The organism is Micromonospora sp. NPDC051300 (genome assembly GCF_044455315.1).
GTDB lineage: Bacteria > Actinomycetota > Actinomycetes > Mycobacteriales > Micromonosporaceae > Micromonospora > Micromonospora robiginosa.
This window is the reverse complement of the sequence record NZ_JBITEP010000002.1, coordinates 207089-231819: the sequence shown is the minus strand read 5'-3', so window position 1 is coordinate 231819 and position 24731 is coordinate 207089. Positions and strand designations below refer to the sequence as shown.

General features: G+C 74.1%; 25 protein-coding genes. 10 read left to right on the top strand and 15 right to left on the bottom strand.

Translation table 11 applies throughout. The features are described 5' to 3' along the window. Positions 1–2: 2 nt before the first annotated feature. Positions 3–1490: a phytoene desaturase family protein gene (locus ACIA5A_RS04155; protein ID WP_396756226.1), complete on the top strand. Its 1488-nt coding sequence runs from the start codon at positions 3–5 to the stop codon at positions 1488–1490. 66 nt (positions 1491–1556) lie between these two features. Here the strand turns inward: ACIA5A_RS04155 and ACIA5A_RS04150 are convergent, their stop codons facing one another. After that, a complete protein-coding gene (locus ACIA5A_RS04150; RefSeq protein ID WP_396756224.1) occupies positions 1557–2246 on the bottom strand; it encodes a CDP-alcohol phosphatidyltransferase family protein in 690 nt (229 codons plus the stop codon). Between the two features lie 45 nt (positions 2247–2291). Continuing rightward, positions 2292–3209: a methylenetetrahydrofolate reductase [NAD(P)H] gene (gene metF / locus ACIA5A_RS04145; protein ID WP_396756222.1), complete on the bottom strand. Its 918-nt coding sequence runs from the start codon at positions 3207–3209 to the stop codon at positions 2292–2294. A gap of 224 nt (positions 3210–3433) precedes the next feature. Here metF and ACIA5A_RS04140 point away from each other — a divergent pair, with 224 nt between their 5' ends. Continuing rightward, entirely contained in the window at positions 3434–4843 is a 1410-nt protein-coding gene (locus tag ACIA5A_RS04140; RefSeq protein ID WP_396756220.1) for a helix-turn-helix domain-containing protein, read from the top strand. Continuing rightward, positions 4840–5922, top strand: a complete 1083-nt coding sequence (locus ACIA5A_RS04135) for a polyprenyl synthetase family protein (RefSeq protein WP_396756218.1) — start codon at positions 4840–4842, stop codon at positions 5920–5922. Before ACIA5A_RS04140 ends, ACIA5A_RS04135 begins: the two co-directional genes overlap by 4 nt. A gap of 108 nt (positions 5923–6030) precedes the next feature. Here the strand turns inward: ACIA5A_RS04135 and ACIA5A_RS04130 are convergent, their stop codons facing one another. Continuing rightward, a complete protein-coding gene (locus tag ACIA5A_RS04130; protein WP_396756216.1) occupies positions 6031–6411 on the bottom strand; it encodes an Rv2175c family DNA-binding protein in 381 nt (126 codons plus the stop codon). Between the two features lie 143 nt (positions 6412–6554). On the opposite strand from ACIA5A_RS04130, the gene pknB reads away from it, so the two are divergent. After that, a complete protein-coding gene (gene pknB, locus ACIA5A_RS04125; protein ID WP_396756214.1) occupies positions 6555–8540 on the top strand; it encodes a Stk1 family PASTA domain-containing Ser/Thr kinase in 1986 nt (661 codons plus the stop codon). A 129-nt stretch (positions 8541–8669) separates the two neighbouring features. Next, complete coding sequence (locus ACIA5A_RS04120; RefSeq protein WP_396756502.1) at positions 8670–9533, top strand: deoxyribonuclease IV; 864 nt, start codon at positions 8670–8672, stop codon at positions 9531–9533. Between the two features lie 18 nt (positions 9534–9551). Here the strand turns inward: ACIA5A_RS04120 and ACIA5A_RS04115 are convergent, their stop codons facing one another. From ACIA5A_RS04115 to ACIA5A_RS04105, 3 genes are all read right to left on the bottom strand, one after another. Continuing rightward, the gene (locus tag ACIA5A_RS04115; protein WP_396756212.1) at positions 9552–10571 is read right to left on the bottom strand and encodes a threonine aldolase family protein; all 1020 of its coding nucleotides are present in this window, start codon (positions 10569–10571) and stop codon (positions 9552–9554) included. Between the two features lie 130 nt (positions 10572–10701). After that, on the bottom strand, positions 10702–12108 hold the full coding sequence (locus ACIA5A_RS04110) for a class II 3-deoxy-7-phosphoheptulonate synthase (protein ID WP_396756210.1): 1407 nt from the start codon (positions 12106–12108) through the stop codon (positions 10702–10704). 91 nt (positions 12109–12199) lie between these two features. Next, complete coding sequence (locus ACIA5A_RS04105; RefSeq protein WP_396756208.1) at positions 12200–12685, bottom strand: hypothetical protein; 486 nt, start codon at positions 12683–12685, stop codon at positions 12200–12202. Between the two features lie 211 nt (positions 12686–12896). Between ACIA5A_RS04105 and ACIA5A_RS04100 the strand changes: the two genes are divergently transcribed. Beyond that, complete coding sequence (locus tag ACIA5A_RS04100; RefSeq protein ID WP_396756206.1) at positions 12897–13871, top strand: helix-turn-helix domain-containing protein; 975 nt, start codon at positions 12897–12899, stop codon at positions 13869–13871. 96 nt (positions 13872–13967) lie between these two features. Here the strand turns inward: ACIA5A_RS04100 and ACIA5A_RS04095 are convergent, their stop codons facing one another. Then, a complete protein-coding gene (locus ACIA5A_RS04095) occupies positions 13968–15608 on the bottom strand; it encodes a glycosyl hydrolase family 18 protein (RefSeq protein ID WP_396756204.1) in 1641 nt (546 codons plus the stop codon). A 143-nt stretch (positions 15609–15751) separates the two neighbouring features. Here ACIA5A_RS04095 and ACIA5A_RS04090 point away from each other — a divergent pair, with 143 nt between their 5' ends. Further along, positions 15752–16240 (top strand): glutathione peroxidase, encoded by a 489-nt coding sequence (locus ACIA5A_RS04090; RefSeq protein WP_396756202.1) that lies wholly within the window; start codon positions 15752–15754, stop codon positions 16238–16240. 60 nt (positions 16241–16300) lie between these two features. Here ACIA5A_RS04090 and ACIA5A_RS04085 read toward each other — a convergent pair whose 3' ends face one another. Beyond that, complete coding sequence (locus ACIA5A_RS04085) at positions 16301–17104, bottom strand: SGNH/GDSL hydrolase family protein (protein WP_396756200.1); 804 nt, start codon at positions 17102–17104, stop codon at positions 16301–16303. 215 nt (positions 17105–17319) lie between these two features. On the opposite strand from ACIA5A_RS04085, the gene ACIA5A_RS04080 reads away from it, so the two are divergent. Continuing rightward, on the top strand, positions 17320–18003 hold the full coding sequence (locus tag ACIA5A_RS04080; protein ID WP_396756198.1) for an NADPH-dependent F420 reductase: 684 nt from the start codon (positions 17320–17322) through the stop codon (positions 18001–18003). A 55-nt stretch (positions 18004–18058) separates the two neighbouring features. Here the strand turns inward: ACIA5A_RS04080 and ACIA5A_RS04075 are convergent, their stop codons facing one another. From ACIA5A_RS04075 to ACIA5A_RS04055, 5 genes are all read right to left on the bottom strand, one after another. Then, positions 18059–18409, bottom strand: a complete 351-nt coding sequence (locus ACIA5A_RS04075; protein WP_396756196.1) for a DUF2203 domain-containing protein — start codon at positions 18407–18409, stop codon at positions 18059–18061. A 34-nt stretch (positions 18410–18443) separates the two neighbouring features. Continuing rightward, positions 18444–19253 (bottom strand): pyrroline-5-carboxylate reductase, encoded by an 810-nt coding sequence (proC, locus tag ACIA5A_RS04070; protein ID WP_396756194.1) that lies wholly within the window; start codon positions 19251–19253, stop codon positions 18444–18446. A gap of 89 nt (positions 19254–19342) precedes the next feature. Then, positions 19343–20371 (bottom strand): 6-phosphofructokinase, encoded by a 1029-nt coding sequence (locus ACIA5A_RS04065; protein WP_396756500.1) that lies wholly within the window; start codon positions 20369–20371, stop codon positions 19343–19345. A gap of 179 nt (positions 20372–20550) precedes the next feature. Then, positions 20551–21054, bottom strand: coding sequence for a pyridoxamine 5'-phosphate oxidase family protein (locus tag ACIA5A_RS04060; protein WP_396756192.1), 504 nt, complete (start codon positions 21052–21054; stop codon positions 20551–20553). A gap of 90 nt (positions 21055–21144) precedes the next feature. Beyond that, positions 21145–21642 carry a polyadenylate-specific 3'-exoribonuclease AS gene (locus tag ACIA5A_RS04055; RefSeq protein ID WP_396756190.1) on the bottom strand — a complete coding sequence of 166 codons (498 nt, stop codon included), beginning with the start codon at positions 21640–21642 and terminating at the stop codon, positions 21145–21147. Between the two features lie 246 nt (positions 21643–21888). Here ACIA5A_RS04055 and ACIA5A_RS04050 point away from each other — a divergent pair, with 246 nt between their 5' ends. Further along, positions 21889–22581, top strand: coding sequence for a Crp/Fnr family transcriptional regulator (locus tag ACIA5A_RS04050; protein ID WP_091059444.1), 693 nt, complete (start codon positions 21889–21891; stop codon positions 22579–22581). A gap of 132 nt (positions 22582–22713) precedes the next feature. Here the strand turns inward: ACIA5A_RS04050 and ACIA5A_RS04045 are convergent, their stop codons facing one another. Continuing rightward, a complete protein-coding gene (locus tag ACIA5A_RS04045) occupies positions 22714–22917 on the bottom strand; it encodes a hypothetical protein (protein ID WP_396756188.1) in 204 nt (67 codons plus the stop codon). 214 nt (positions 22918–23131) lie between these two features. On the opposite strand from ACIA5A_RS04045, the gene ACIA5A_RS04040 reads away from it, so the two are divergent. Further along, positions 23132–24352: an MFS transporter gene (locus ACIA5A_RS04040; RefSeq protein WP_396756186.1), complete on the top strand. Its 1221-nt coding sequence runs from the start codon at positions 23132–23134 to the stop codon at positions 24350–24352. Positions 24353–24406: 54 nt separating this feature from the next. Here ACIA5A_RS04040 and ACIA5A_RS04035 read toward each other — a convergent pair whose 3' ends face one another. After that, entirely contained in the window at positions 24407–24580 is a 174-nt protein-coding gene (locus ACIA5A_RS04035) for a hypothetical protein (RefSeq protein WP_396756184.1), read from the bottom strand. Between the last annotated feature and the right edge of the window lie 151 nt (positions 24581–24731).

The following is a 24731-nucleotide window of genomic DNA, read 5'->3' as shown; positions in this document are numbered from 1 at the left end:
CCATGGCGCGCATCGTGGTCATCGGCGCCGGCGTGGGCGGTCTCGCCGTCGCCGCCCGGCTGGCGGTCACCGGGCACGAGGTCACCGTCCTGGAACGGGCCGGCACGGTCGGCGGCAAGCTGGGCCGGTGGGCGCACCACACCCCGGAGGGGACGTGGCGCTTCGACACCGGGCCGAGCCTGGTCACCCTGCCGCAGGTCTTCGCCGACCTGTTCGAGGCCACCGGCGCGAAGCTCGACGAATACCTCGACCTGGTCCCGCTGGACCCGATCGTGCGGCACGTCTTCCCCGGCGGCGGCCCCGCGCTGGACTCCTGCGCCGACCCGGACGAGTTCGCGGCCCGCATCGGCGCCGCGTTCGGCGACCGGTCCGCGGCCGACTGGCGGAAGCTGTGGCGGCGCGCCGAGCGGGTGTGGACGGCGTCGCACCGGGACATCCTGCGCCGCGCCGTGGACTCGCCGCGCGACCTGGCGTCGCTGGCCTGGCGGCTGGGCGACCTGGCCGCCATCGGCCCCGGCCGCACGCTGCGCGGGCTGGGCCGCACGCACCTGTCCGACGACCGGCTGCGGATGTTGCTCGACAGGTACGCCACCTACACCGGCGCCGACCCGCGCCGCGCGCCGGCCGCGCTGGTCGCCGTCCCCTACGCCGAGCTGGCGTACGGCGGCTGGTACCTGCGCGGCGGGCTGGGCACGCTCGCCGACGCGCTGCTGTCGCGCTGCCTGGACCTCGGCGTGGTGGTCCGCACCGACGCGGCGGTCACCCGGATCGACGCCGCCGGCGGCCGGGTGCACGGGGTCCGTGTCGCCGGGTCGGCCGTCCCCGTCCCGGCCGACGTGGTGGTCGCCAACACCGACGCGCTCACCGTCTACCGGGACCTGCTGCCGCACCCGCGCCGGCTGGCCGCGTTGACCGACCGCAGCCTGGCCGGTTTCGTGCTGCTGCTCGGCGTGCGCGGCGACACCGGGCTGGCCCACCACACGGTGTTCTTCCCCCGCGACTACGACGCCGAGTTCGACGCCGTCTTCGGCGACCCCGGTCGCGGCGTGCGGGCCCGCCCGGCCCCCGACCCGACCGTGTTCGTCACCGCCGCCGACGACCCGGCGGCCCGGCCAGACGGCCACGAGGCGTGGTTCGTGCTGGTCAACGCGCCCCGCCACGGCACCGCCGCGGACGCGGTGAACTGGCGGCGGCCGGGGCTGGCGGAGGCGTACGCGGACCGGATCCTGGACGTGCTGGCCGAGCGCGGGGTGGACGTGCGGGACCGGCTGGTCTTCTCCGAGATCCGCACGCCGGCCGACCTGGACGCCTCCACCGGCGCGCCGGGCGGGGCGATCTACGGCACCGCGGGCGGCCTGCTGCGCCCGGCCAACCGGGGCCCGGTCGCCGGGCTGTGGCTGGTCGGCGGCTCCACGCATCCGGGCGGCGGCCTCCCCATGGTGACCCTGTCGGCGGAGATCGTCGCCGACGCCATCGGCCCGGCCTGGTGAAAGGAGGGGCCCCTTCTTAACGCCTCCGGTAGAGAAGGGGCCCCTTCCCACACCTCGTGCGGGCGGTCAGCCGGCGTCGACGAGCGCGCGGCGCACCGCGGACAGCAACTGACCGAGGCCGAAGCCGGCGAGCAGCACCCACACCGTGGTGGCCATGGTGATGGTGCCGGCGAGCAGGTCGACGTCGATCAGCCCGGTGAGCCCGGCGACCACCAGCCCGACCAGCGCCACGCAGACCCGGGTGGGCCGCTCCCCCACGGTCACCGCGCCGATCTCCCGCATCCCGGCCGAGACCGACCGGGCCCGCACGTACTCGTGCAGCCAGGACAGGCCGCCGGCCGCGGCGACCAGCGCGCCGGGCGCGCCGAGCAGCCAGAACGCGAGCAGCCAGGCCACCTCGCCGAGCCGGTCGGCGACCGAGTCGTAGACGTAGCCCAGCCGGGTGGTGCGGCCGGTGGCCACCGCCACCGCGCCGTCGACGCTGTCCGCCACGGCGGCCAGCAGCACGAACAACGCGCCCAGGAACGGTCCGTCGCCGGCCCGGCCCACCAGCAGGGGTACGCAGAAGCAGAGCAACACCCCGAACACGGTCACCGCGGTCGGGCCGACCCGTAGCCGGCCCAGCACGAAGCCCACGTGGTAGGCGAAGCGCAGCCAGGCGCGCACCACCGGCGCGGCGCTCCGGGGATCGAACCCACCGTGCAGCCGCGCCCACGCGGTCGCGTACTGGTCCCAGTTCAGCTGTGTGCCCACCACGGGCTCAACCGTAGAAGGGCGCTCCGGGTGTCGCGTGGCGGGTGGTCACACCCGCGCGTCGGCCCGCAGCCGCTGCCAGACCTCGCGGGTCGCGGTGGAGCGGTTGAGGGTGATGAAGTGGATCCCCGGCACGCCCTCGTCCAGCAGCTTGGCGCACATCTCGCCGGCCTGCTCGATGCCGAGCCGGTGGACCGCGTCGGGGTCGTCGGCCACCCGATCGAACCGTTCGGCCAGCGCGGGCGGGAACGGCGCGCCGGAGAGCTGCACCGAGCGCGCGATGGTGCCGATCTGGGTCACCGGCATCACCCCGGCCAGGATCGGGGTGTCGCAGCCGGCGGCGGCGACCCGGTCGCGCAGCCGCAGGTAGTCGTCGGCGTCGAAGAACATCTGGGTGATGGCGAACGAGGCCCCGGCCCGGCACTTGCGGACGAAGTGCGCGGTGTCGCTGGCCACGTCGGGCGAGCGCGGATGCTTGTACGGGAAGGCGGCCACCCCGACGCTGAAGTCACCGCTGTCGCGGACCAGCCGGACCAGGTCCTCGGCGTAGCTGACGCCCTGCGGGTGGGTGACCCACTCGCCGCCCGGGTCGCCCGGCGGGTCGCCCCGCACGGCCAGCACGTTGCGGACCCCGACCGAGGCCAGCCGGCCGATCACGTGCCGCAGCTCGGCGACCGAGTGGTTGACCGCGGTGAGGTGCGCCATCGGCAGCAGGGTGGTCTCGGTGGCGATCCGCTCGGTCACCGCGACGGTGGTGTCGCGAGTCGAGCCGCCCGCGCCGTAGGTGATCGAGACGAACGACGGGAGCAGCGGCTCCAGCTCGCGGATCGCCTGCCAGAGCAGCTTCTCGCCGGCGGGGGTCTTGGGCGGGAAGAACTCGAACGAGAAGGTGGGGCCGCCGTCACGGACCAGCTCCCCGATCGCCGGCTGCGGATTGGGGAGGACCGAGGGAAGACCGAGCGCCACCCGACGACTGTAACCGGATCGACCCGGTGTGCCGAGACGCTTCCCAGCCCGCGAGCGGGGCCGGTCGCGACGTCGTACCCCGGGGGTAGAACTGACGTCAGCGCGGTGGGCGGCCGACGGCCGGCCCGGGGGCCCGCGCGGGGGTCGTCACGACGGCGACGCGCCGGTGCGGCACGCACCGGGTGTCCGCGTCGCCACCCGCGCCGTCGCCCCGGAGGTCCCCGATGATCCCGTCCTCGCCGTCCGGTCCCGGCCTGCTGGGGCCGCTCCTGGCCGAGCTGCGGGCCGCCCGCGGCTGGAGCCAGCAGCGGGTCGCCGCCGAGCTATGCGCCGCCTCCGGCGTGCCCACGCTCACCCGGCACGAGGTGTCCCGGTGGGAACGCCAGCTCCGGCTCCCCGGCGACTTCTGGTCCGCCTGGCTGGCCGCCGTCCTCGGGGTGCCGGGTGAGCTGCTCACCGGGGCCGCCGCGCGCAGCCGCCGTCTCGGCGCGACGCCCGCGGCGGTCGACGCGGCCGGGTCCCGCGCCCGGCTGGCCCTGCTCACCCTCGCGCACCGCTGGGCGGCCGACCCGACCGGCGGCACGCTGGCCGGGCCGCTGACCGACGGCCTGCCACCACCGTCCGGGCCCGTCGGCGACCGCGTCCCGGCCGCCGGGTCGGACGACAGGCCCGGCGAGGTCGGGCTGGCCGTGCTGCGGCGGTGGGACGACCTGCTCGGCGGCGGTGACCTGGCCGCGCACGGCGCACGACGGCTGCGGCGCGTGGTCCGCGGCCACCGGCTCGCCGGGCCGGCCGGCCGCCGCCGGCTGCTGCCGGAGCTGGCCGAGTCGGCCCAGTTGGCCGGGTGGCTGGCCGCCGACGCCGGCGACCTCACCGGCGGCCTGGTCGCCTACCGGCTGGCGTTGCGGGCCGCGCTGGCCGCCGGGGACCGGCCGCTGGCCGGGCACGTGCTCGGGTCGGCGAGTCACCTGCTGGCCGGCGCCGGCGACCCGGCCGGCGCGCTCACGCTGGCCCGGATCGGATACGCCGCCGGGCGCGACGGCGCCTCCGCCGGGCTGCGGGCGCTGCTGCTGCACCGGGTCGCGCTCGCCGCGGCGCTGGCCGGGCGGGGCCGCGCCGCCGGGCAGGCGCTCGCCGGCGCGGGCCGGGTCGGCGCCCCCGATCCGCGGCGGGAGCCGCCCTGGCTCTACTGGCTCGACGAGGCCGAGCTGTCGGCGATGACCGGCCGCACGCTTGTCGCGGTGGGCCGTCCGACGGACGCGGTCGCGCTGCTGGCGCCGGTGGTGGCCGGCGGTCGGGGCCGACCCCGCCGGGCGGCCGTCTACGGCGCCTGGCTCGCCCGCGCGCACCTGCGGCTCGACGCGGTGCCGGAGGCGTGCGCGGTGGCCGGCGCGGCGCTGCTCGACGCGGTCCGCTGCGGTTCGCCACGGGCGGTCGGCCAGCTCACCGAGTTCCGCCGAGGGCTGGCCGACCGCCCGGACGAGCCGGCCTCCCGGCGCTGTGCGGAGCTGTTCACGGACGCCCGCCCCTACCTGCCGGCGCCCACCCCGGCCGGGCCCCGGCCCACGCGGGCGCGGCGCGCCGGGGCGGCGGCGGGGCGTGTCCCGCGGGGACCGACTAGCGTCGGGGCGTGACCCACGCTGCTCCTGTCTCCCCCGTCGACCGCGCCGGCCTGCGCCAGCGCATCGACAAGGCGCTCACCGAGTTCCTCGCCGGCCAGCGCACCTGGTTGGCCGCCGTCGACGACGGCCTGCTGCCGGTCGCCGAGGCGATCGAGGCGTTCGTGCTGGGCGGCGGGAAGCGGCTGCGCCCGGCCTTCGGCTACTGGGGTTACCGCGGGGCCGGCGGGATCGACTCCGACCAGGTCGTCGCCACCCTGGCCGCGTTGGAGTTCGTCCAGGCCAGCGCGCTGATCCACGACGACCTGATGGACCGTTCGGACACCCGGCGGGGCGAGCCGGCCGTGCACCGGCGGTTCGCCGCCCGACACCGCGCGGCGGGCTGGGGCGGTGACGCCGACGCGTTCGGTGACGCGTCGGCGATCCTGCTGGGCGACCTGTGCCTGGTCTGGTCCGACGAGCTGCTGCACTCCGGCGGCCTGGCGCCGGCGACGGTGGCGCGGGCCCGGCCGGTCTTCGACGAGATGCGCACCGAGGTGACCGTCGGGCAGTACCTGGACGTGCTGACCCAGGCCACCGGCGACACCTCGCTCGACCGGGCCGGCAAGGTGGCCCGCTACAAGTCGGCGAAGTACACCGTCGAGCGTCCGCTGCTGCTGGGCGCCGCGCTGGCCGGCGCGCCGACCGAGGTGCACGCGGCCTACTCGGCGTACGGGCTGCCGCTGGGTGAGGCGTTCCAACTGCGGGACGACGTGCTCGGGGTGTTCGGCGATCCGGAGCGCACCGGCAAGCCGGCCGGCGACGACCTGCGCGAGGGCAAGCGGACCTATCTGGTGGCGGCGGCCCTGGAGACGCTCGACCCGGCCGGCCGGGAGCTGCTGCTGGCCGGGCTGGGCGCGCCGGACCTGGACGCCGCCGGGGTGACCCGGCTGCGTGAGCTGATCACGGCCAGCGGCGCGTTGGCGCGCACCGAGCACCGGATCGCCGCGCTGACCGAGGGCGCGCTGGCCGCGCTGAGCGCCGTCGACCTGGACACCGAGGCGCGGCAGGCCCTGGTCGACCTGGCCATCGCCGCCACCCGCCGCGCCGACTGACCCACCCCACCCCCATTCACCCCCGTCGATCATGAAGTTGACGGCCGGATCGGAGATCGACTCAGCCGCCAACTTCATGATCGACCGCGTGGCGGCCCGGGGTGGGGGTCAGAAGGCTACGGCCTGGGCTCGGCGTTTGACCTCGCGGGCCAGGTCGCCGGCGAGCGCGGCGGCCGGGGTGCCGGGCAGGCTCGGGTCCTCCCGGTAGAGCCAGCGCAACGCCTCCTCGTCGTCGTACCCGGCGTCGGCGAGCAGGTTGAGCACGCCGGGTAGGTGCTTGAGCACGTTGTGGTTGGCCACCAGCTCGGCCGGGATCCGTCGGACGCCGTCGCGGCGCACCGCGAGCAGCTCGCGGTCCCGGATCATCTGGTGCACCTTGCTGATCGACAGCTCGAGGCGCTCGGCCACGTCCGGCAGGGTCAGCCAACCGGCCGGGTCGGTCGGTCCGGGCAGGTCGGCGCCGGTCTCGGCGGGTACGGAATCGGTCACCCGACCACCCTGCCACGCGCCCCTGCATCCGGGTGCACGGCACCCCTGGAACCGTCCGGCGCGCGTGCCGGTCCCCCCTCGTCGGATGCCGGCGGTAGCATCCTGTTCAACCTTCACCGTCCCGACACATAGACTGCCTGCCGATGGACACACAGGTCGCCGACACGTTGCTGGGCTCGCTGCTCGACGGGCGCTACCGCATTCGCGGTCGCGTGGCCCGTGGCGGCATGGCGACCGTGTACACCGCCACCGACGAGCGCCTGGAGCGCACCGTGGCGGTCAAGATCATTCACCCGACCCAGGCGCCGCAGGCGCGGGCCCGGATGGCCGGCTTCGTCGAGCGCTTCACCGACGAGGCGAAGACCATCGCCCGGCTCACCCACCCGAACGTGGTCGCGGTCTACGACCAGGGCATCCACGCCGGCCTGCCCTACCTGGTGATGGAATACGTCCGCGGGCGCACGCTGCGCGACGTGCTCGCCGAGCGGCGCCGGCTCGACCCGGACGAGGCGCTCACGATCACCGAGCAGATGCTCGCCGCGATCGCCGCCGCGCACCGGGCCGGGCTCGTGCACCGCGACGTCAAGCCGGAGAACGTGCTGGTCGCCGAGGCGCCCGCCGGCGGCAGCGGCAACCTCGTCGACAGCGTGGTCAAGGTGGCCGACTTCGGCCTGGCCCGGGCCGTCGAGGCCAGCGCCGAGGAGGAGAACGGCAACCAGCTCATGGCGACCGTGGCCTACGTCGCGCCGGAGCTGGTCACCCAGGGGCACGCGGACCCGCGCACCGACGTCTACTCCGCCGGCATCGTGCTGTTCGAGATGCTCACCGGCCGGGTGCCCTACGACGGCGACCGCCCGGTCGAGGTCGCCTGGCAGCACGTCGACCGCGACGTGCCGGCGCCGTCGACCCTGGTCCCGGCGTTGCCGCCGGTCCTCGACGCGCTCGTCGCCCGCGCGACCCGGCGGGACCCGGCCGCCCGACCGGCCGACGCCGGCGCGATGCTCACCCAGGTCCAGGCGGCCCGCGACGAGCTGGGCAACCCGCACGCGCACACCGCCGTGCTGCGCCAGATCAGCGACGACACGGCGGTGCTGAGCCAGCCGACCCAGGTGGTGGCCGCGGTCCGCCCGGCCGAGCGGCCGGCCTGGGCCCGGCTGCCCGAGGGCGGCGGCGGGCAGCGCCCGCACCGACGCCGGGCCGACGAGCCGGAAGGGCTGGGCGCCCGGCTGGCCGCCCTGCGTACCCGGGTGATGGGCTCGCCGCGCGGCCGGCTGGCCGTCGCCGCGGCGGTCGTGGTGCTCGGCCTCGTCGCGGCGATCGGCGGCTGGTGGTTCGGGGTGGGCCGCTACACGGTCGCGCCGCAACTGGTCAGCATGACCAAGGCCGAGGCCGAGGCGCAGGCCCAGCGCGGCGGCTTCACGCTGCGCTACGCCGACCCCCGCTACGACGAGAAGGTCCCGAAGGACACGGTCCTCGGACAGGCGCCCGGCTCGGCCGCCCGGATCGTCAAGGGCGGCACGATCACCCTGACGCTGTCGCTCGGGCCGGAGCGGCTGCCGGTGCCGGACGTGGTCGGCAAGGACTACGACCTCGCGCAGACCGAGTTGAGCGGCGCCAAGCTGGTGCCCGCCAAGGGCGCCTCCCGCTACGACGACGCGCTGCCGGCCGGCGTGGTGCTGGCCACCGACCCGAAGGTGGGCACGGTGGTCAAGCCCGGGTCGAAGGTGACCCTGATCCTCAGCAAGGGCCGCGCCCCGGTCACCGTGCCCAACCTGGTCGGCAAGAACATCAACGAGGCGCGTGGCATCCTCGCGAAGCTCGGACTGACGCCGGAGGAGACCCCCAAGGACTCCGACAAGCCGAAGGACGAGATCCTCGGCCAGAGCCCGGCCGACGGGACCGGCGTGGAGAAGGGTGCCAAGGTCAAGCTGGAGATCAGCAAGGGCCCGCCCCAGGTCGCCGTCCCCCGGGTCATCGACATGCCCTGTCAGCAGGCCAAGCAGACGCTGGAGAGCCAGGGTTTCCCGGTCAACGTCCAGCTCAACCCGAACGGCATCGCCCGGCTGCAGAACCCGGCCGAGAACACCCCGGTCCCGCCGGGCACCACGGTCACGGTGACCTGCCTGTGAGCGCGAGGAGTGAGCCGGTCCTGCGAGCCCCGCAGTCGCGAACGAAGGGAACCCTGTGAGCGCGAGGAGTGAGCCGGTCCTGCGAGCCCCGCAGTCGCGAACGAAGGGAACCCTGTGAGCGCGGGGCGGGTGGCGGGCGACCGCCGCCGGGTGGGCTCGCACACCCCCACCTCCGGCGGGCTGGCCCGGGCGGCGCTGCCGTACGCCGACGCGGCCGGCTCGGAGGTCGTGCAGGTCTACGTCTCCAACTCCCGAGGCTGGGCGCTGCCGGCCGGCGACCCGGCGCAGGACACGCTGTTCCGCGACGGCTGCGGCGAGCGGGGCCTGCCCGTCTTCATCCACGCCTCGCTGCTGGTCAACCTCGGCTCCCCCACCCCGGCCACGGTGGACCGGTCGGCGGAGACGCTCGCCCACGCGCTGCGCCGGGGTCGGGCGATCGGCGCCGAGGGCGTCGTGTTCCACGCCGGCAGCGCGGTCGACGCCGGGCACGCGGAGGCGGCGCTGCGGCAGGTACGGGAGTCGCTGCTGCCGCTGCTGGACGAGACGGCGGCGGCCGGCGGGCCGATGCTGCTCGTCGAGCCGAGCGCCGGGGGTGGTAGGTCGTTGGCCTCCCGGGTCGAGCACCTCGGCCCCTACCTGGACGCGGTCGACCGGCACCCGATGCTCGGCGTCTGCTTCGACACGTGCCACGCCTGGGCCGCCGGGCACGACCTGGCCGTCGAGGGTGGCATGACCGCGACGCTGGACACGCTCGTCGCCACCGTGGGCGCCGACCGGCTGCGGCTGGTGCACGCCAACGACTCGAAGGACCTGTGCGGCTCCACCCGGGACCGGCACGAGAACATCGGCAAGGGCAACATCGGCGAGCCGGCCTTCACCGAGCTGATGCGCCACCCGGCGACCGCCGGCGTGCCGGTGCTGGTGGAGACGCCGACCGAGAAGCACATCGGCCACGCCGCCGACATCGCCACCCTCCGGCGCCTCCACCCCTGACCCCCGCCGGGCGGGAGGTCAGGCGCGCAGCGCGGTGCCCAGGATCTCCGCGGCGTGGTCGACCTGCGCGTCGGTGACGTCCAGGTGGGTGACCAGCCGGGCGGTACGCGGGCCGAGCACCGAGATCAGCAGGCCCTCCGCCCGGGCGGCGGCGGCGACCGCGTGCGCGTCGAGCGGGTGCTTGGTCAGGTCCAGCGGCACGATGTTGGTCCGCACCTCGCTCGCGAGCACGCCGTGCGGGGCGACCGCCTCGGCCAGCCGGGCCGCCTTGGCGTGGTCGTCGGCGAGCCGCTCGACGTGGTGCGCCAGCGCGTGGCGGCCGGCGGCGGCGAGGATGCCTACCTGCCGCATGCCGCCGCCCATCCGCTTGCGCAGGAACCGGGCCCGGGCGATCTTCTCGGCGCTGCCCACCACCAGCGAGCCGACCGGCGCGCCGAGCCCCTTGGAGAGGCAGACGGAGAGCGTGTCGAAGAGCGCGCCGTAGTCCGCGAGCGGCACCCCGTCGGCCACGTGCGCGTGCCAGATCCGGGCCCCGTCGCAGTGCAGCGCGAGCCCGTGCTCGTCGGCGACCCCGCGCAGCCGGCGCAGCGTCGACAGCGGGATCACCCCGCCACCGCCCCGGTTGTGGGTCTGCTCCACGGCGATGGCCCGGGTGGGCACCGCGAAGTAGCCGTCCGGCCGGATCATCCCGACGACCACGTCGGGGTCGAGCGCCGCGCCGACCGCCGGCCAGGTCCGCGACGAGATCCCGGAGTACGCAGCCGCGGCGCCCACCTCGTACGTGACGACGTGCGCGTCGGCGTCGCAGAGCAGCTCGTCGCCGGGCGGGACGAGCAGTTGCAGGGCGAGCTGGTTGGCCATCGAGCCGCTCGGGGCGAACAGCGCCGCCTCGTGCCCGAACCGGGCCGCCACCTCGGCCTCGAGCGCGGCCACGGTGGGGTCCTCGCCGTAGACGTCGTCGCCCACCTCGGCGGTGGCCATCGCCTCCCGCATCGCCGGCGTCGGCCGGGTCACGGTGTCGGTCCGAAGGTCGATCACGGGCACACTCCTCGCGTCAGCCACAGTGTTTCTCCGGCCGCCGACTGCGGGGCTCGCAAGCTCACTCCTCGCGTCAGCCACAGTGTTCCTCCGGCCGCCGACTGCGGGGCTCGCAAGCTCACTCCTCGCGTCAGCCACGGAGCATCTCCGCAACCAGGAAGGCCAGCTCCAGCGACTGCTGGGTGTTGAGTCGCGGGTCGCAGGCGGTCTCGTACCGGTCGGGCAGGTCGAGGTCCTCGATGCCCTGGGCGCCGCCGAGGCACTCGGTGACGTCCTCGCCGGTCAGCTCCACGTGCAGGCCGCCCGGATGGGTGTCCAGGCCGCGGTGCACCTCGAAGTAGCCGAGCACCTCGTCGACGATCCGGTCGAAGTGCCGGGTCTTGTAGCCGTTGGAGGACTCGTGGGTATTGCCGTGCATCGGGTCGCACTGCCAGACCACCTTGGCGCCGGCGGCGGTGACCTTGGCGACGATCGGCGGGAGCGCGTCGCGCACCCGGTGGTTGCCCATCCGGCTGATCAGCGTGAGCCGGCCGGGGACGTTCTCCGGGTTGAGCTTCTCGCACAGCTCGATCGCCTCGTCCGGCGTGGTGGTGGGGCCGAGCTTGACGCCGATCGGGTTGGCGATCCGGGAGATGAAGTCGATGTGCGCGCCGTCGATCTGCCGGGTCCGCTCGCCGATCCACAGGAAGTGCCCGGACAGCCCGTACGCGCGGCTGTCCGAGATGCGGGTGAGCGCCCGGTCGTACTCCAGCGCCAGCGCCTCGTGCGAGCAGTAGAGCGTGACCGTGCGCAGCGCCTCCTCCTCGGTCATCCCGCAGGCCCGGATGAAGGCGATGGCCCGGTCGATCTCCCGGGCGATCGCCTCGTAACGCTCCCCGGCCGGGGACTGCCGGACGAAGTCCTTGTTCCAGTCGTGCACGGCGTGCAGGTCGGCCAGCCCGCCGGCCAGGTAGGCCCGGAGCATGTTCATCGCGGCGGCCGAGTTGGCGTACGCGCGGATCATGCGCTGCGGGTCGGCGACCCGCGCCTCCGGCGTGGCCTCCAGCGAGTTGATCATGTCGCCGCGGTAGGCCGGCAGGCCCCGCGCGTCGGTGGGCAGGGACCGGGGCTTGGTGTACTGGCCGGCGACCCGGGCCACCTTGACCACCGGCAGCGACGCGCCGTAGGTGAGCACGATCGCCATCTGGAGCAGGGTGCGGGCGTTGGCCAGCAGGTGACTCTCGGTGTTGTCGACGAAGGTCTCGGCGCAGTCACCGCCCTGGAGCAGGAACGCCTTGCCCTCGCAGACCAGGGCCAGCCGCCGCCGCAACTGGTCGACCTCGTAGGGCGCGACCACCGACGGCACCGTGTCCAGCACCCGGCAGACCCCGGCGACCTGCGTCGGATCGTCCCAGGGCGGGGTCTGCGCACGCGGCAGCTCCCGCCAGCGGTCGAGGCCGAGGGCGACGTCCTCGGCGGAGTCGGCGGTCGGGCGGCTGGTCTGCAGACCCGGACTGCCCACGGCGGGGTAACTCAGCTGATGCCACTCATGGCGCATGCAGGAAAGCGTACGGCGACCGCCCGGCCCGCTCGATTCCGAGGGGGACGGTTCCGGTGCGTGGGAGACCGGCGCCACAGCCGGCCGGAGGTCAGGGCGTGCCGGCCGGCCGGGCGGAGTTGCCACCCGGCGCCTCGCCGGCGATGCACCAGTCCGCGCCGGTGCGGGTGACCGTGAACAGCAGCGAACGGGTGGCCTTTCGCGTCCCGGCGGCCACCGTGATCGAGGCGCTGACCTCCTGGCCGCGCGGCCCGGTGCGGACGTCGGTGATGGTGGCCTGCGGCACCGTGAAGTGGTCGGCGAAGTCACCGTTCGGGCCGGTGGCGGCGGTGTCGAAGGCCGCCTGCATGGGCGCGCAGAGCTGGCTGCGGCCGGCGGCGGCGTCCCGGGCGGCCAGCGCGTCCAGGTATGCCTGGACCCGCTCCCGGCTCTTGGCGGCGGCCTCCTCGGCGGGCGCCCGACCGGTGGGCACGGGGGCGCCCCCACCCTCGTCGCCCGAGCCGCAGGCGGCCAGGCCGGCGGGCAGGAGCGCGAGCAGGACGGCGGCGGTCGCCACCCTCCGGTGCTGCTGACCCATCGGTCCCTCCCATCGGCGTCGCGGCGTGCTCGACCGGCGAGTCTGTCACACCGCACGGTGCGCCGGTCGCCGGCCTCCATCCTCGCCTCGATCGCCCGGCCCGGCCAGGCGGCACGCCCGCCGGCCGCGCCCCGGCTCGACGATCACTAGTCTCGGATGGCGCGGCGGCACCGGACCGCGCCCGCACCGGAGGTGACGAGCCATCCTCACCGTGACGTCCGTCGACACGGCCGGGCTGCCGCCGGCCGAGCGGTTCGACTTCTGGCAGGACCTCGTCGCGCGGCAGTCGTCGACGGCCACCATCCGCAGCGCGTACGCGGACGACTTCACCGCCTCGGCCCGCGTGGTCGATCTCGGCACGCTGCGCCTCGGCGTCTGGCGCTACCCGTCCCTGGAGTTCACCCGGCCGGCGCACATGATCGACAGCACCGACCCGGAGCTGTACCAGCTCGCCCTGCCGCTGTCCGGGCGCGGGGTGGTGACCCAGCAGCGCCGCGAGGGACCGCTCGAGAAGTCCGCGTTCGCGCTCGTCGACACCGTCCGACCGCACGGCTCCCGGCTGCGGCCGGACGACGGAACGCCGGGCGCGGTGGAGACGTTGACCGTCCTGGTGCCGCACCGGGCGTTGCCGTTGGCCCCGCAGCGGCTGGCGGAGCTGTGCGCCGCCGAGATCCCGGCCCGGACCGGGATGGGCGCGCTGCTCGCCGCGTTCCTGCGGCGGATCGTGACACACCCGGAGCAGTACGCGGCGGGTGACGCCCCGCACCTCGACCGGATCGCCCTGGACCTGATCGCCGGCACCCTGGCCGGGCGGCTGGACGTCGCGCGGGACCTGCCGGTGGACACCCGGATCACCGCGCTCCGGGCCCGGGTGACCGCGTTCGTCCGGCAGCACCTGACCGATCCGACGCTCACCCCGGCCGCCGTCGCGGCGGCGCACCACCTGTCGTTGCGGTCGCTGCACCGGCTCTTCGAGGGCACCGGTACGACGGTCGGCGGGCTGATCCGCGCCGGCCGCCTGGAGCGGGCGGCCCGGGACCTGAGCGACCCGCGGCTGCGGCGGCTGGGCGTCGCGCAGATCGGCCGGCGGTGCGGGTTCGCGCACCCGGCGCACTTCAGCCGCGCGTTCCGGGCCGCCCACGGGTTGTCCCCGGGCGAGCACCGGGAACGAGCCGCCCGGGGTTGAGCACGCGGGCGGGGAGGGGCCGGTGCGGCCCCTCCCCGCCGGGTGGGTGGTGCGTCGGCCCTCAGCCAGGCCGAGGGTTGGTGCGTCGGCCTCGGCTCAGCCGAGACCGCCCTTGATGGCGCCGATCAGCTCACCGTTGCTGGTGTCTCCGGAGAGCTCCCAGAAGAAGGCGCCACCGAGGCCCTGGGTGTTGGCGTAGCTCATCTTCCCGCCGATGGTGGCCGGGGTGTCGTAGCTCCACCAGTTGCTGCCGCACTTCGCGTACGCCGTGCCGCCGACCGTGGCCGTGGCCGGGCAGGTGTTCTTGAGGACCTTGTAGTCCTCGATGCCGGCCTCGTAGGTGCCGGGCGCCGCGCCGGTGGCGGTGCCGCCGGGAGCGGTCTGGGTCACCCCGGTCCAGCCCCGGCCGTAGAAGCCGATGCCGAGCAGCAGCTTGTTGGCCGGCACGCCCTTGGACTTGAGCTTCTGGATCGCCGCGTCGGACCAGAAGCCCTGCTGCGGGATGCCGGTGTACGAGTAGAGCGGCGAGTGCGGGGCGGTCGGCCCCTGGGCGTTGAACGCGCCGAAGTAGTCGTACGTCATCGGCATCAGCCAGTTGAGGTTCGACGCCGCGCCGGCGTAGTCGGTCGCGTCGATCTTGCCGCCGTTGCTGCCGTCGGCGGTGATCGCCGCGGTGACCAGGAAGCTGGAGCCGAACTTGGTCCGCAGCGCTGAGACCACGTTCTTGAACGCGTTCGGGCCGCTGGCGTCGCACTGGAGGCCGCAGGCGTTCGGGTACTCCCAGTCGACGTCGATGCCGTCGAAGACGTCCGCCCACCGCGGGTCCTTGACCAGCGAGTAGCAGGAGTCGGCGAACGCGGCCGGGTTCTGCGCGGCCTGGGTGAAGCCGGCCGACCAGGTCCAGCCGCCGAAGGACCAGAGCACCTTGAGGTTCGGGTACATCTTCTTCAGCTTGCGGAGCTGGTTGAAGCTGCCGCGCAGCGGCTGGTCCCAGGTGTCGGCGACGCCGTCGACGCTGTCCGCCGCGGTGTACGCCTTGTCGTAGTCGGCGTAGCTGTCACCGATGCTGCACCGCCCGCCGGTGGTGTTGCCGAAGGCGTACAGGATGTGGGTCAGCTTCGCGGCCGAGCCGCTGGTGTGGATGTTCTTGACGTGGTAGTTGCGGCCGTAGACGCCCCACTCGGCGAAGTAGCCGACCACCTTCTTGCCACCGGTCGGCGGCGTGGTGGTGGGGGGCGGCGTGGTCGGCGGCGGCGTGGTGGGCGGCGCCGTCGTCGGCGGCGTGGTGGTCGGTGGCGTGGTGGTGGGCGGGGCGGTGGTCGGCGGGGTGCCGCCGCCGGCGCACGAGCCGCCGTTGACGGTGCAGTTCAGCGGCCCCTTGTACGCCCCGGTGCCGTTGTAGCCCCAGTTGAAACTGGCCCCGGGCGCGAGCGACCCGGCCCAGCTCTTGTTGACCGCGACGTAGTGGTCGCCGGTGCGGGTCACGTCGGCGTCCCAGGAGCTGCTGATCGAGGTGCCGGAGGGCAGGTCGAACTCGATGCGCCAGCCGTTCACGCTCGCGCCGGTGCCGTTGGTGACGGTGACCCGTCCCTCGTGACCGGTCCCCCAGTCCTGCACCTTGGTGAACGTGGCGGTGACGCTGCCGGCGGCCGAAGCGGTGGTCACGGGCACCGCGGCGACCGCGAGCGCGACCACGGCGCCGGTGGCCCAGAGGGCCCGGCGGAGCGATCTCTTCATACGGCGTCTCCCCAATAGTTAGGAAACTTTCCAAATTGATTGCTGAGACGCTACTCACGCCGTCATCAGTTCGTCAAGATGTAGATGCGTCGATTTCACGGGTGGCGCGGGGCGAGCCGCGCGGCGGCCCGTAGCCTCGTCGCATGACCGTTTTCGACGTACCCATCGCCGCCCTCACCGGCGGTCCGGCCGACCTCGACAGCTACCGCGGCCGCGCCCTGCTGGTGGTCAACGTGGCCTCCCGCTGCGGCCTCACCCCGCAGTACGCGGGCCTGCAGGCGCTCGCCGACGGCTACGCCGGGCGCGGGCTGACCGTGCTCGGGGTGCCGTGCAACCAGTTCGCCGGCCAGGAGCCGGGCGAGGCCGCGGAGATCGAGGAGTTCTGCCAGGTCAACTACGGCGTCACCTTCCCGCTCACCGAGAAGGTCGACGTCAACGGGCCGGACCGGCACCCGCTCTACGCCGAGCTGGTGTCCACCCCGGACGCCGAGGGGCACACCGGCGACGTGCGCTGGAACTTCGAGAAGTTCCTGGTCGCGCCGGACGGCGCGGTGGCCGCCCGGTTCGCCCCGCAGGTGACGCCGGACGATCCCGCCCTGCGCGCCGCGATCGAGAAGGTCCTCCCGGCCTGAGCGCACGCGCGAGCGGCATGCCTCGCCGGAGGCATGCCGCTCGCGGATCGGGTGCGCCGGTCAGCCGGCCGCCGACCGGAAGACCGGGTAGTAGCCGCCGGACTGCCCCGCGGCGGTCGGGTGGTAGGAGATGGTCAGGTTCAGCACGTTCAACGCGTGCAGCCACTTCGTCCCGTAGCTGCAGAGCTGGTGCCCGACGAAGATGGACCGGACGTCGGCGAACGTGAAGCCGGCGGAGGTGGCGGCCGTCCGGGTGATGTCGTCGAGCAGGTTGATGCCCTCGTTGATCTTCGCCCGCGAGGTCGCGGTGAGCCCGACGCAGACGGTGCCGAGCTGGTAGAAGACCGGGTAGCCGACCACCACGACGCGGGCCGAGGGGGCGCGGCCGCGGATGCCGTTGTAGACGTTGGCGAGCCGGCCCGGCATCTGGGTGCGGGCCACGTTCATGGCCGCGTTCACCGCCGCCACGCACTGCGTCTCACCCTGGAGCACGCAGGTGCTCATGATGTTGGCGAAGCCGACGTCGTTCCCGCCGATCGTGACGCTGACCAGCGTGGTGGTCGAGGAGAGCGCGGAGAGCTGGCTGTTGATCACGTCCGCGGTGGTGGCGCCGGAGCAGGCGACCGAGCGGTAGGAGGCCGGTCGGATGTTGGCGTTGTAGAGCGCCGGGTAGGCGTTGGTGCTGCGTAGACAGTTGCCACTCTCGGAGGTGTAGCTGTCGGCGCCGACGCCGGAGGCGTACGAGTCGCCGAGCGCGACGTAACGGTCGGACGGGGACGCCTGGGCGGGGGCGGCCAGGGACAGCGTGAGCCCGACCGAGGCGGCCAGGGTCAGGGCGAGGGTGGCAAGACGGGATCTCCGCACGTCGCACTCCTGGGGTGGGGAAGTGGTGGTGTGAGATTGATATCAATAAGATCCCCAAACGCGGAAGATCATCGATTGGCAGTCCACGTCCATAGAGACTTGTCCATACAAATCGATGCCGCTCTCCGGCGCGCGAGTGAAGGTTTTCGCCAAGGCGGACAACCTACCGCCGCGGTCGGGAATGCCACGGCACGCCACGGTGGTTGGCACCGGACATGACGACTGTGGGATTGATCGGCAGCGGCAACATCGGCGGCACGGTGGCCCGGCTCGCGGTGGACGTCGGCCACGACGTGGTGCTCAGCAACTCACGAGGCCCGGAGACGCTCCAGGACCTGGTCTCCGAACTGGGGCCGCGGGCCCGGGCGGCGACCGCGGCGGAGGCGGCGGACGCCGGCGACCTCGTGGTCGTCACGATCCCGCTGCGGGCCTACCGCGAGGTGCCCGCCGCGCCGCTCGCCGGGAAGATCGTGATCGACACGAACAACTACTACCCGGACCGCGACGGGCACCTCCCCGAGCTGGACGACGAGTCCACCACCACAAGCGAACTGCTCCAGCGGCACCTGCCGGAGTCACGCGTGGTCAAGGGCCTCAACAACATCTACTTCGCGCACCTGCGCACCCTGGGCCGCCCGGCCGGCGCGGCGGACCGCACCACCCTGCCGATCGCCGGCGACGACGACGCGGCCAAGGCCACCGTCACCGCGTTCCTCGACTCGCTGGGCTACGACACGCTCGACGTCGGGCCGCTCGCCGAGGGCTGGCGGTTCCAGCGCGACACCGCCGCGTACGCCGGTCTCTACGCCGCCGACGGCGACTGGGAGCGGCCGGCGCCGGCCGGCGCGGGACGGTTGCGCGCCGCCCTCGCCGCCGCCCGTCGCTACGCGGACAGCTGACCCACGCCGACCCGGCGGCCGGCCATGACCGGTCGCCGGGTCGGACCGGCGGCGTTCAGACCGGGCGGCGGCCGGCGAAGCCGCACTCCACCCGGTGATACCAGCGGACGTCGGTGTCCCCCTCCAGCCAGCACCAGAGCACCGCCCGGCCGTCGCGCTCACCCGGGAAGTCGAGCAGCACCGGGGCGATCCCCTTGACCTCGATCTCGTGCTGGTGGAACTCCTCCACCACGGCGTGCAGCCGAGCCTCCAGCGCCTTGACCTCGGCGAGCCCGCCGAGCGCGCTGACGCCGTGGTCCGCCAGGTCGACCCGCAGCTCGGCGAGGTCGGCCCGCAACTTGATCAGCTCGTCGACGCGGGGGCGCAGGGTGGCCACCAGGTGTCGCGCCTGGGCGAGAGTGAACACCGGGCCAGTATGGGGCACGCGAGCGGAGCGCGACCTACACCTGGGCGGCGAGTTCGCGGGCGCGGTCGCGCGCCGCCTCCAGCGCCGCCAGCATGGCCGCGCGTACGCCGTGGTTCTCCAGCTCGCGGATCGCGGAGATGGTGGTGCCGGCCGGCGAGGTGACCGCCTCGCGCAGCTTCACCGGGTGCTCGCCGGAGTCGCGCAGCATCACCGCCGAGCCGATCGCGGTCTGCACAATCAGCTCGTGTGCCACCTGACGCGGCAGGCCGAGCAGGATGCCGGCGTCGATCATGGCCTCGACCAGCAGGTAGAAGTAGGCGGGGCCGGAGCCGGAGAGCGCGGTGACCGCGTCCTGCTGCGACTCGGGCACCCGGACGGTCGAGCCGAGCGGGGAGAACATCTCCTCGGCCAGCGCCAGGTGCGCGCCGGTGGCGTGGGCGCCCGGCGAGATGGCGGTCATCGCCTCGTCGACCAGGGCCGGGGTGTTGGTCATCACGCGGACCACCGGGGTGCCCTCGGGCAGCCGGCGGTTGAAGAAGGCGGTCGGCAGGCCGGCGCAGAGCGAGATGACCAGCTTGCCGGCCGGGATCTTCGGGCCGATCTCGTCGAGCAGCGCGGCGGCGTCCTGCGGCTTGACCGAGACGGCCAGCACGTCGGCCTCGGCGACCGCGGTCGGGTTGTCGACCACCCGGACGCCGTAGCGCTCGGTCAGCTCCTGCGCGCGGGCCGGCCGGCGCGCGGTGGCGAGCAGCCGCTCCACCGGCCAGCCGGAGCGCAGCAGCCCGGAGAGCATCAACTCGCCGATCTTGCCCGCGCCGATCACCGCGACCGTGTGCCCGCCCACCGCGCCTCCTCGTCCGACTCCGACGACTGACTGTCAAGCGGGGGCCCCTGCTATACACGATGCGTTAAGCGGGGGCCCCTCCTTACACCTCAGCTGCCGAAGAAGACCTCGGCCTCGGCGTAGCGCTCCAGCGGCACGGTCTTCAGCTCGGCGGTGGCGTCGGCCAACGGGACCCGGACGATGTCCGTGCTCTGCATCGCGACCATCTTGCCCCAGTCGCCCTCGTGCACCGCGTCGATGGCCTGCAGGCCGAGCCGGGTGGCGAGCACCCGGTCGAACGCGGTCGGGGTGCCGCCGCGCTGGATGTGCCCGAGCACCACGGTGCGGGCCTCCTTGCCGGTCTTCGCCTCCAACTGCTCGGCGAGCCACTGGCCGATGCCGCCGAGGCGGACGTGGCCGAACGAGTCGAGCTCCTGGTTGTGCAGCACCATCTGGCCGTCCAGCGGCTGGGCGCCCTCGGCGACCACGACGATCGGGGCGTACTGGTGCTGGAAGCGCTTCTCGACGTAGCCGGCGACCTGCTCGACGTCGAACTGCCGCTCGGGCAGCAGGATCACGTTGGCACCCCCGGCGAGACCGGCGTGCAGGGCGATCCAGCCGGCGTGCCGGCCCATCACCTCGACCACCAGCGTGCGGTGGTGGCTCTCGGCGGTGGTGTGCAGCCTGTCGATCGCCTCCATGGCGATGTTGACCGCGGTGTCGAAGCCGAACGTGTAGTCGGTGGCGCCCAGGTCGTTGTCGATCGTCTTCGGCACGCCGACCACGTTGACGCCCAGCTCGTGGAGCTTGGTGGCGACGCCGAGGGTGTCCTCGCCGCCGATCGCGACCAGGGCGTCCACGCCCTGCGCGGCCAGGTTCTCCTTGATCCGCTCGACGCCGTTCTCGATCTTGAACGGGTTGGTCCGGGACGAGCCGAGGATGGTGCCGCCGCGCGGCAGGATGCCCCGCACCTCCGCGATGCCCAGCGGCTTGGTCAGGCCCTCGAGCGGGCCCTTCCAGCCGTCCCGGAAGCCCACGAACTCGTGACCGTAGGTGGCGACGCCCTTGCGGACCACCGCCCGAATCACCGCGTTGAGACCAGGGCAGTCGCCGCCGCCGGTGAGCACGCCGATACGCATGATCTGCTCATCCTCCTGAAGCATCAGGTGAAGCCCGGATTAAGCCCCAGGATATGTGTCGGATCAGACCATCGGCGCCGTTGCCGGCCCGGGGCGGGCCGTCACTGCGCACTGTAGTCGGCGCGGGAGTGCGCCGGCACCGCGCCCCGGACCGTCCCGCCCGTCGGGCCGGCTACCGGTCAGTAGCCGACCTCCTGGTTCTCCCCCGCCTTCGGCGGCTTCCCGGTCACCGCCGCCTTGGCGAAGCCGAGCAGGTTGACCACCGTGCTGCCCGGCGAGTCCCAGTACTCGGCCGAGCCGGCGTGCACCTTGATCAGGGTGATCCCCGGCGTGTCCAGGCCGTCCGGGAACCACGCCTTGAGCAGCGGGCTCCACAGCTCCTTCGCGCGCTCGGCGTCCCACTCCTCGGTGGCGGTGCCGGCCACCGACACCCAGGCGTTGTGCTTCTGGTCGGAGAAACCGACGTTGACCTGCGGGTTGACCCGGATCTGCCGGATCTTGGCGGAGTCGGCGTACGCGAAGAACCACATGTCGCCGTCGAAGTCCGCCTCCTGCAGCCCCATCGGGCGACTGACCAGACGCCCGTCGACGGCGCTCGTGGTGAACAGGCAGATCCGGGCGTCCCGGATCAGCTCGGTGACCTTGCGGCGGGCGTCGGCTGCGCTGGTCGGCTCGTTGCTCATGGGCCCTCCTCGGATCGGCGTGATGCCGCTCCGGTGCCCCGGGCAGAACGGGTCAAACCTGCCGCACCGCTTGGGCCCGCGCTGCGCCGCTCAGCGCGTGGTCATGGCCCGCCAGCGCGCCAGGTTGTGCCGGGCGTCCACCAGCGCGTCGTGCCGGCCGGACTCGGCCTCCGGCAGCCGGGGACGGCCCCGGTCGTCCCAGAGCTGGCGCAGCTCCTTGGTGAACCGGGGGATCTCCCGGGGCAGCGCCGGCATGGCGCCCCAGAGCTGGGCCAGCACCACGTGGTCGTAGGCGGCGTACCAGGCCCAGAGTTCGAGCTGCTCACCCGGCCGGTCGCGGACCGGGGCGAGCAGGAACTCGTGCAGGTCGTCGCGGATCCGCTCCCGCGACCGCCAGGCCCGGTCGGCCGGCGAGGGGAGCTTGTCCAGCACGTTGCGCCGCACCCAGGGCACCGCCCGGGAGTCGTCGAACTCGGTGGAGACCGCGTAGAACTCGCGGCCGTACTCGTCGACGACGCCTATCGACACCAGGTCGACGGTGCGGCCGTCCTCGATGAATTCGCAGTCGTAGAAGTAGCGGTAGACCATCGGCCCCATCCTCGCCCATCGGCCCCGTCCGGCCGTCGGCGGGGCGTCCACCGAGGTCGGCGCGGCGCCGGTCGCCGGCCGGGCATGGTCACGGAAGTGTCTCCGGGGGTGTACAGCACGCTACCGGGACGTCATGATCTGATGTGTACCGCCGTCGGGCGCCGAACCGGTTGAGCTGCCTCGTACCGGGACTGACAGCTTCACCCGGTGTGCGAGTGGTGACTTCTGACCGGGGAGGGGTTGGCCGTGGAGTCTCGCCTGCCGGAGCCAGGTGACGCGCTCACCGGCGTGGAGATGTTCGCCGGGCTGGAGCCGGAGGTGCGGCAGCGGGTCATCGCCGCGGCCGTGCCGCGCACCTACCGCAAGGGGCAGCTCCTCTTCGTCGAGAACGACCCCGGCGAGTCCCTGATCGTGCTGCGCCGTGGCGCGGTGGCGGTGTTCCGCACCGCCCCCACCGGCGAGCGGGCCGTGCTGTCGGTCATCCGACCCCCGGACGTGCTGGGCGAGGTCTCACTGCTGGACGCCTCGACCCGGTCGGCCTCGGCCGAGGCCATCGAGGACTGCGCCGCGCTGGCGCTGTCCCGGCCCGCCTTCATGGAGCTGGTGCACTCCAACCCGCGCATCCTGGACGCGGTGATGCGCTCGCTCGGCCAGTTGATCCGCCGGCTCACCGAGCAGAACGCCGACCACGTCTTCCTCGACCTGCCCGGCCGGGTGGCCAAGACCCTGGTCCGGCTGGCCGGCGAGAGCCAGGCCCCGATGATCACCATCGAGCTGAACCAGAGCCAGCTCGCCGAGATGGCCGGCGGCTCGCGGCAGAGCGTCAACCAGGCCATCGGCTCGTTCGCCAGCCGCGGCTGGCTGCGTACCGAGGGTCGGCGGATCGTTGTCACCGACGTGGCCGCGCTGCGCCGCCGCGCCGGGATGAGCGACCGCTAGGTCCACGCCTCCCCCACCCGCCCGCGCACCGGGCCGGCCGTCCGGACGCGCCCCACGGGCCGCCGGAGGCAGCCCGCCGCGCACACGCAAGCGCCGGCCACCCGGGGTGGTCGGCGCTGTGCGTGTGTCGGGTCAGCGGGTCGGACCGACCCAGCCGCGGGTCGGGCCGGCCCAGCCACGGGTGGGGCCGATCCAGCCGCGGGTCGGGCCGAGCCAGCCGCGGGTCGGGCCGAGCCAGCCCTGGGACGCGCCGGCGGCGAAGCCGGGGCCCGCCCAGAAGCCCGGACCGGCCCAGCCGGTCGCCGTGGTCGCGGTGGCGTTGGTCGAGGTGGTCATCGTTCCTCCCGGAGGTCGTCGGTCCGCCGCGGGTGGGGCGGCGGTACGGGACAGACGCTACGGCGGAAACGAGTCGGACAAAATAGACATATGTGCACTTATCGCTGGTTGAAGGGCGGTTGTCCGGCCCCGATCCCCGCTGCCAAGGTTGCCCGCGCGCCCCCTGTCCCGGTGTACCACCGGACAGACCGATCGCAGCGAGGAGTTGACGGGCATGTCACTGATCCGGGGCAATGTCGCCTTTCGTCGTTACTGGTCCGCGCGGCTCGTCTCCTACCTGGGAGACCAACTGGCCCGGACCGCGTTGCTGATCGCCGCCTACGACGCCTACGGCGGCACGGCGGTGGCCCTGCTGCTCCTGGCGAGCACCGCGCCGAGACTCCTCGGCCCGCTGCTGGGCGCGCTCGCCGACCGGTTCGACCAACGCCGGCTGATGGTGGGCTGCGACCTGACCCAGGGCCTGATCTACCTCACCCTGGCGGTGCTGGCGCCGCCCCTGCCGGTGCTGCTCGTGGCCGTCACCGCGGCGACAGTGGCCGCCACCGCCTTCACCCCGGCCGGCCGCGGCCTGCTGCCCCGCCTGGTGGACCTGGACCGGCTGCCGGCGGCGAACGCCCAGCTCGCGGTCGGCATGAACATCGGCTTCGCCGCCGGTCCGGCCCTCGGTGGGCTGATGCTGGCCACCGTCGGCCTGGCGCCCACGCTGATCGTCGACGCCGCCACCTTCGCCCTGTCCGCGCTGCTGGTCGGCGGCGTGCGGACGCTGTCCGCCGCCCATCCGGCGGGCGCGCCCCGGGAGCCGTTCCACCGGGTGCTCGGCGCCGGCATGCGCGTGGTCCGCACCAGCGGCGTGGTGCGGGCCGTCTCGATCGGTTTCCTGGTGCTGGTGACGTTCGCCGCGTTGGACAACCTGGCCCTGGTGCCGCTCGGACGCGCCGAACTCGCGGCCGGCGAGGTCATGATCGGCCTGCTCGGCACCGCGTACGGCGTGGGCATGGTGCTCGGGCCGATGCTGCTGGCCCGGGCCGGCGGGCGGACCAGGATGCAGTTCGTGCTCTACGGCGCGGTGCTCGCGCTCGGCGTCGGGACGCTCGTCACCGGCGCGAGTCCGGTGATCGGCGTGGCGCTCGTCGGGCAGGCGCTGGCCGGGGCCGGCGCGGGCTGGCACCACGTGGCGGCGGACACGCTGATCCAACAGCACGTGCCGGCCGAACGGCTCGGCGTCGTCTTCGGGACGGTCTACATGTTCCCCTACGGCGCCGAGGTGCTGGCGTACCTCGCCGGGGCGTCGCTGCTCGGCGCGATCGGGCCCCGGTGGCTGCTCGCCGTCTCCGGCGTCGGGATCCTCGCCACGCTGGCGCTTGTGGTGCCGCTGCTGGCCCGGGCCCTCGGCGGGCGGGCCGAACGACGGGCGGCCGTGGCGGCGGTGGCCTGAGCCGGGCGGAACCGGTGGAGCCGGCGGCCCGCGGGCCGCCGGCTCACCGTCGGATCAGTTGTCCTTGGTGTCGGCCGGCGGCGCGCTCGGGCCGGGGCCGATCTTCGACGGGTCGGTCTTCTTCGGCGGCGTGGTCGTCGTGGTGGTCGTGGTCTCCGACGACCCGCTGCTCGTGGGCTGCTCCACCATGCCTTGTTCCTCCAGTTCGGCGAGTGTGACGGCGTCCACGTCGACCGTGTCGCCCGAGGCCCACACCGTCCCTCGTGGATCGGTCCATGGGGCGGAAAGCCGGACGTGCACGGCACTCTCCCTGTCGACGGGACTTCCTGCTAGGGGAGACTAGACCCGGCCGAACAGCCGCGACGTCCCGCCGACCCGT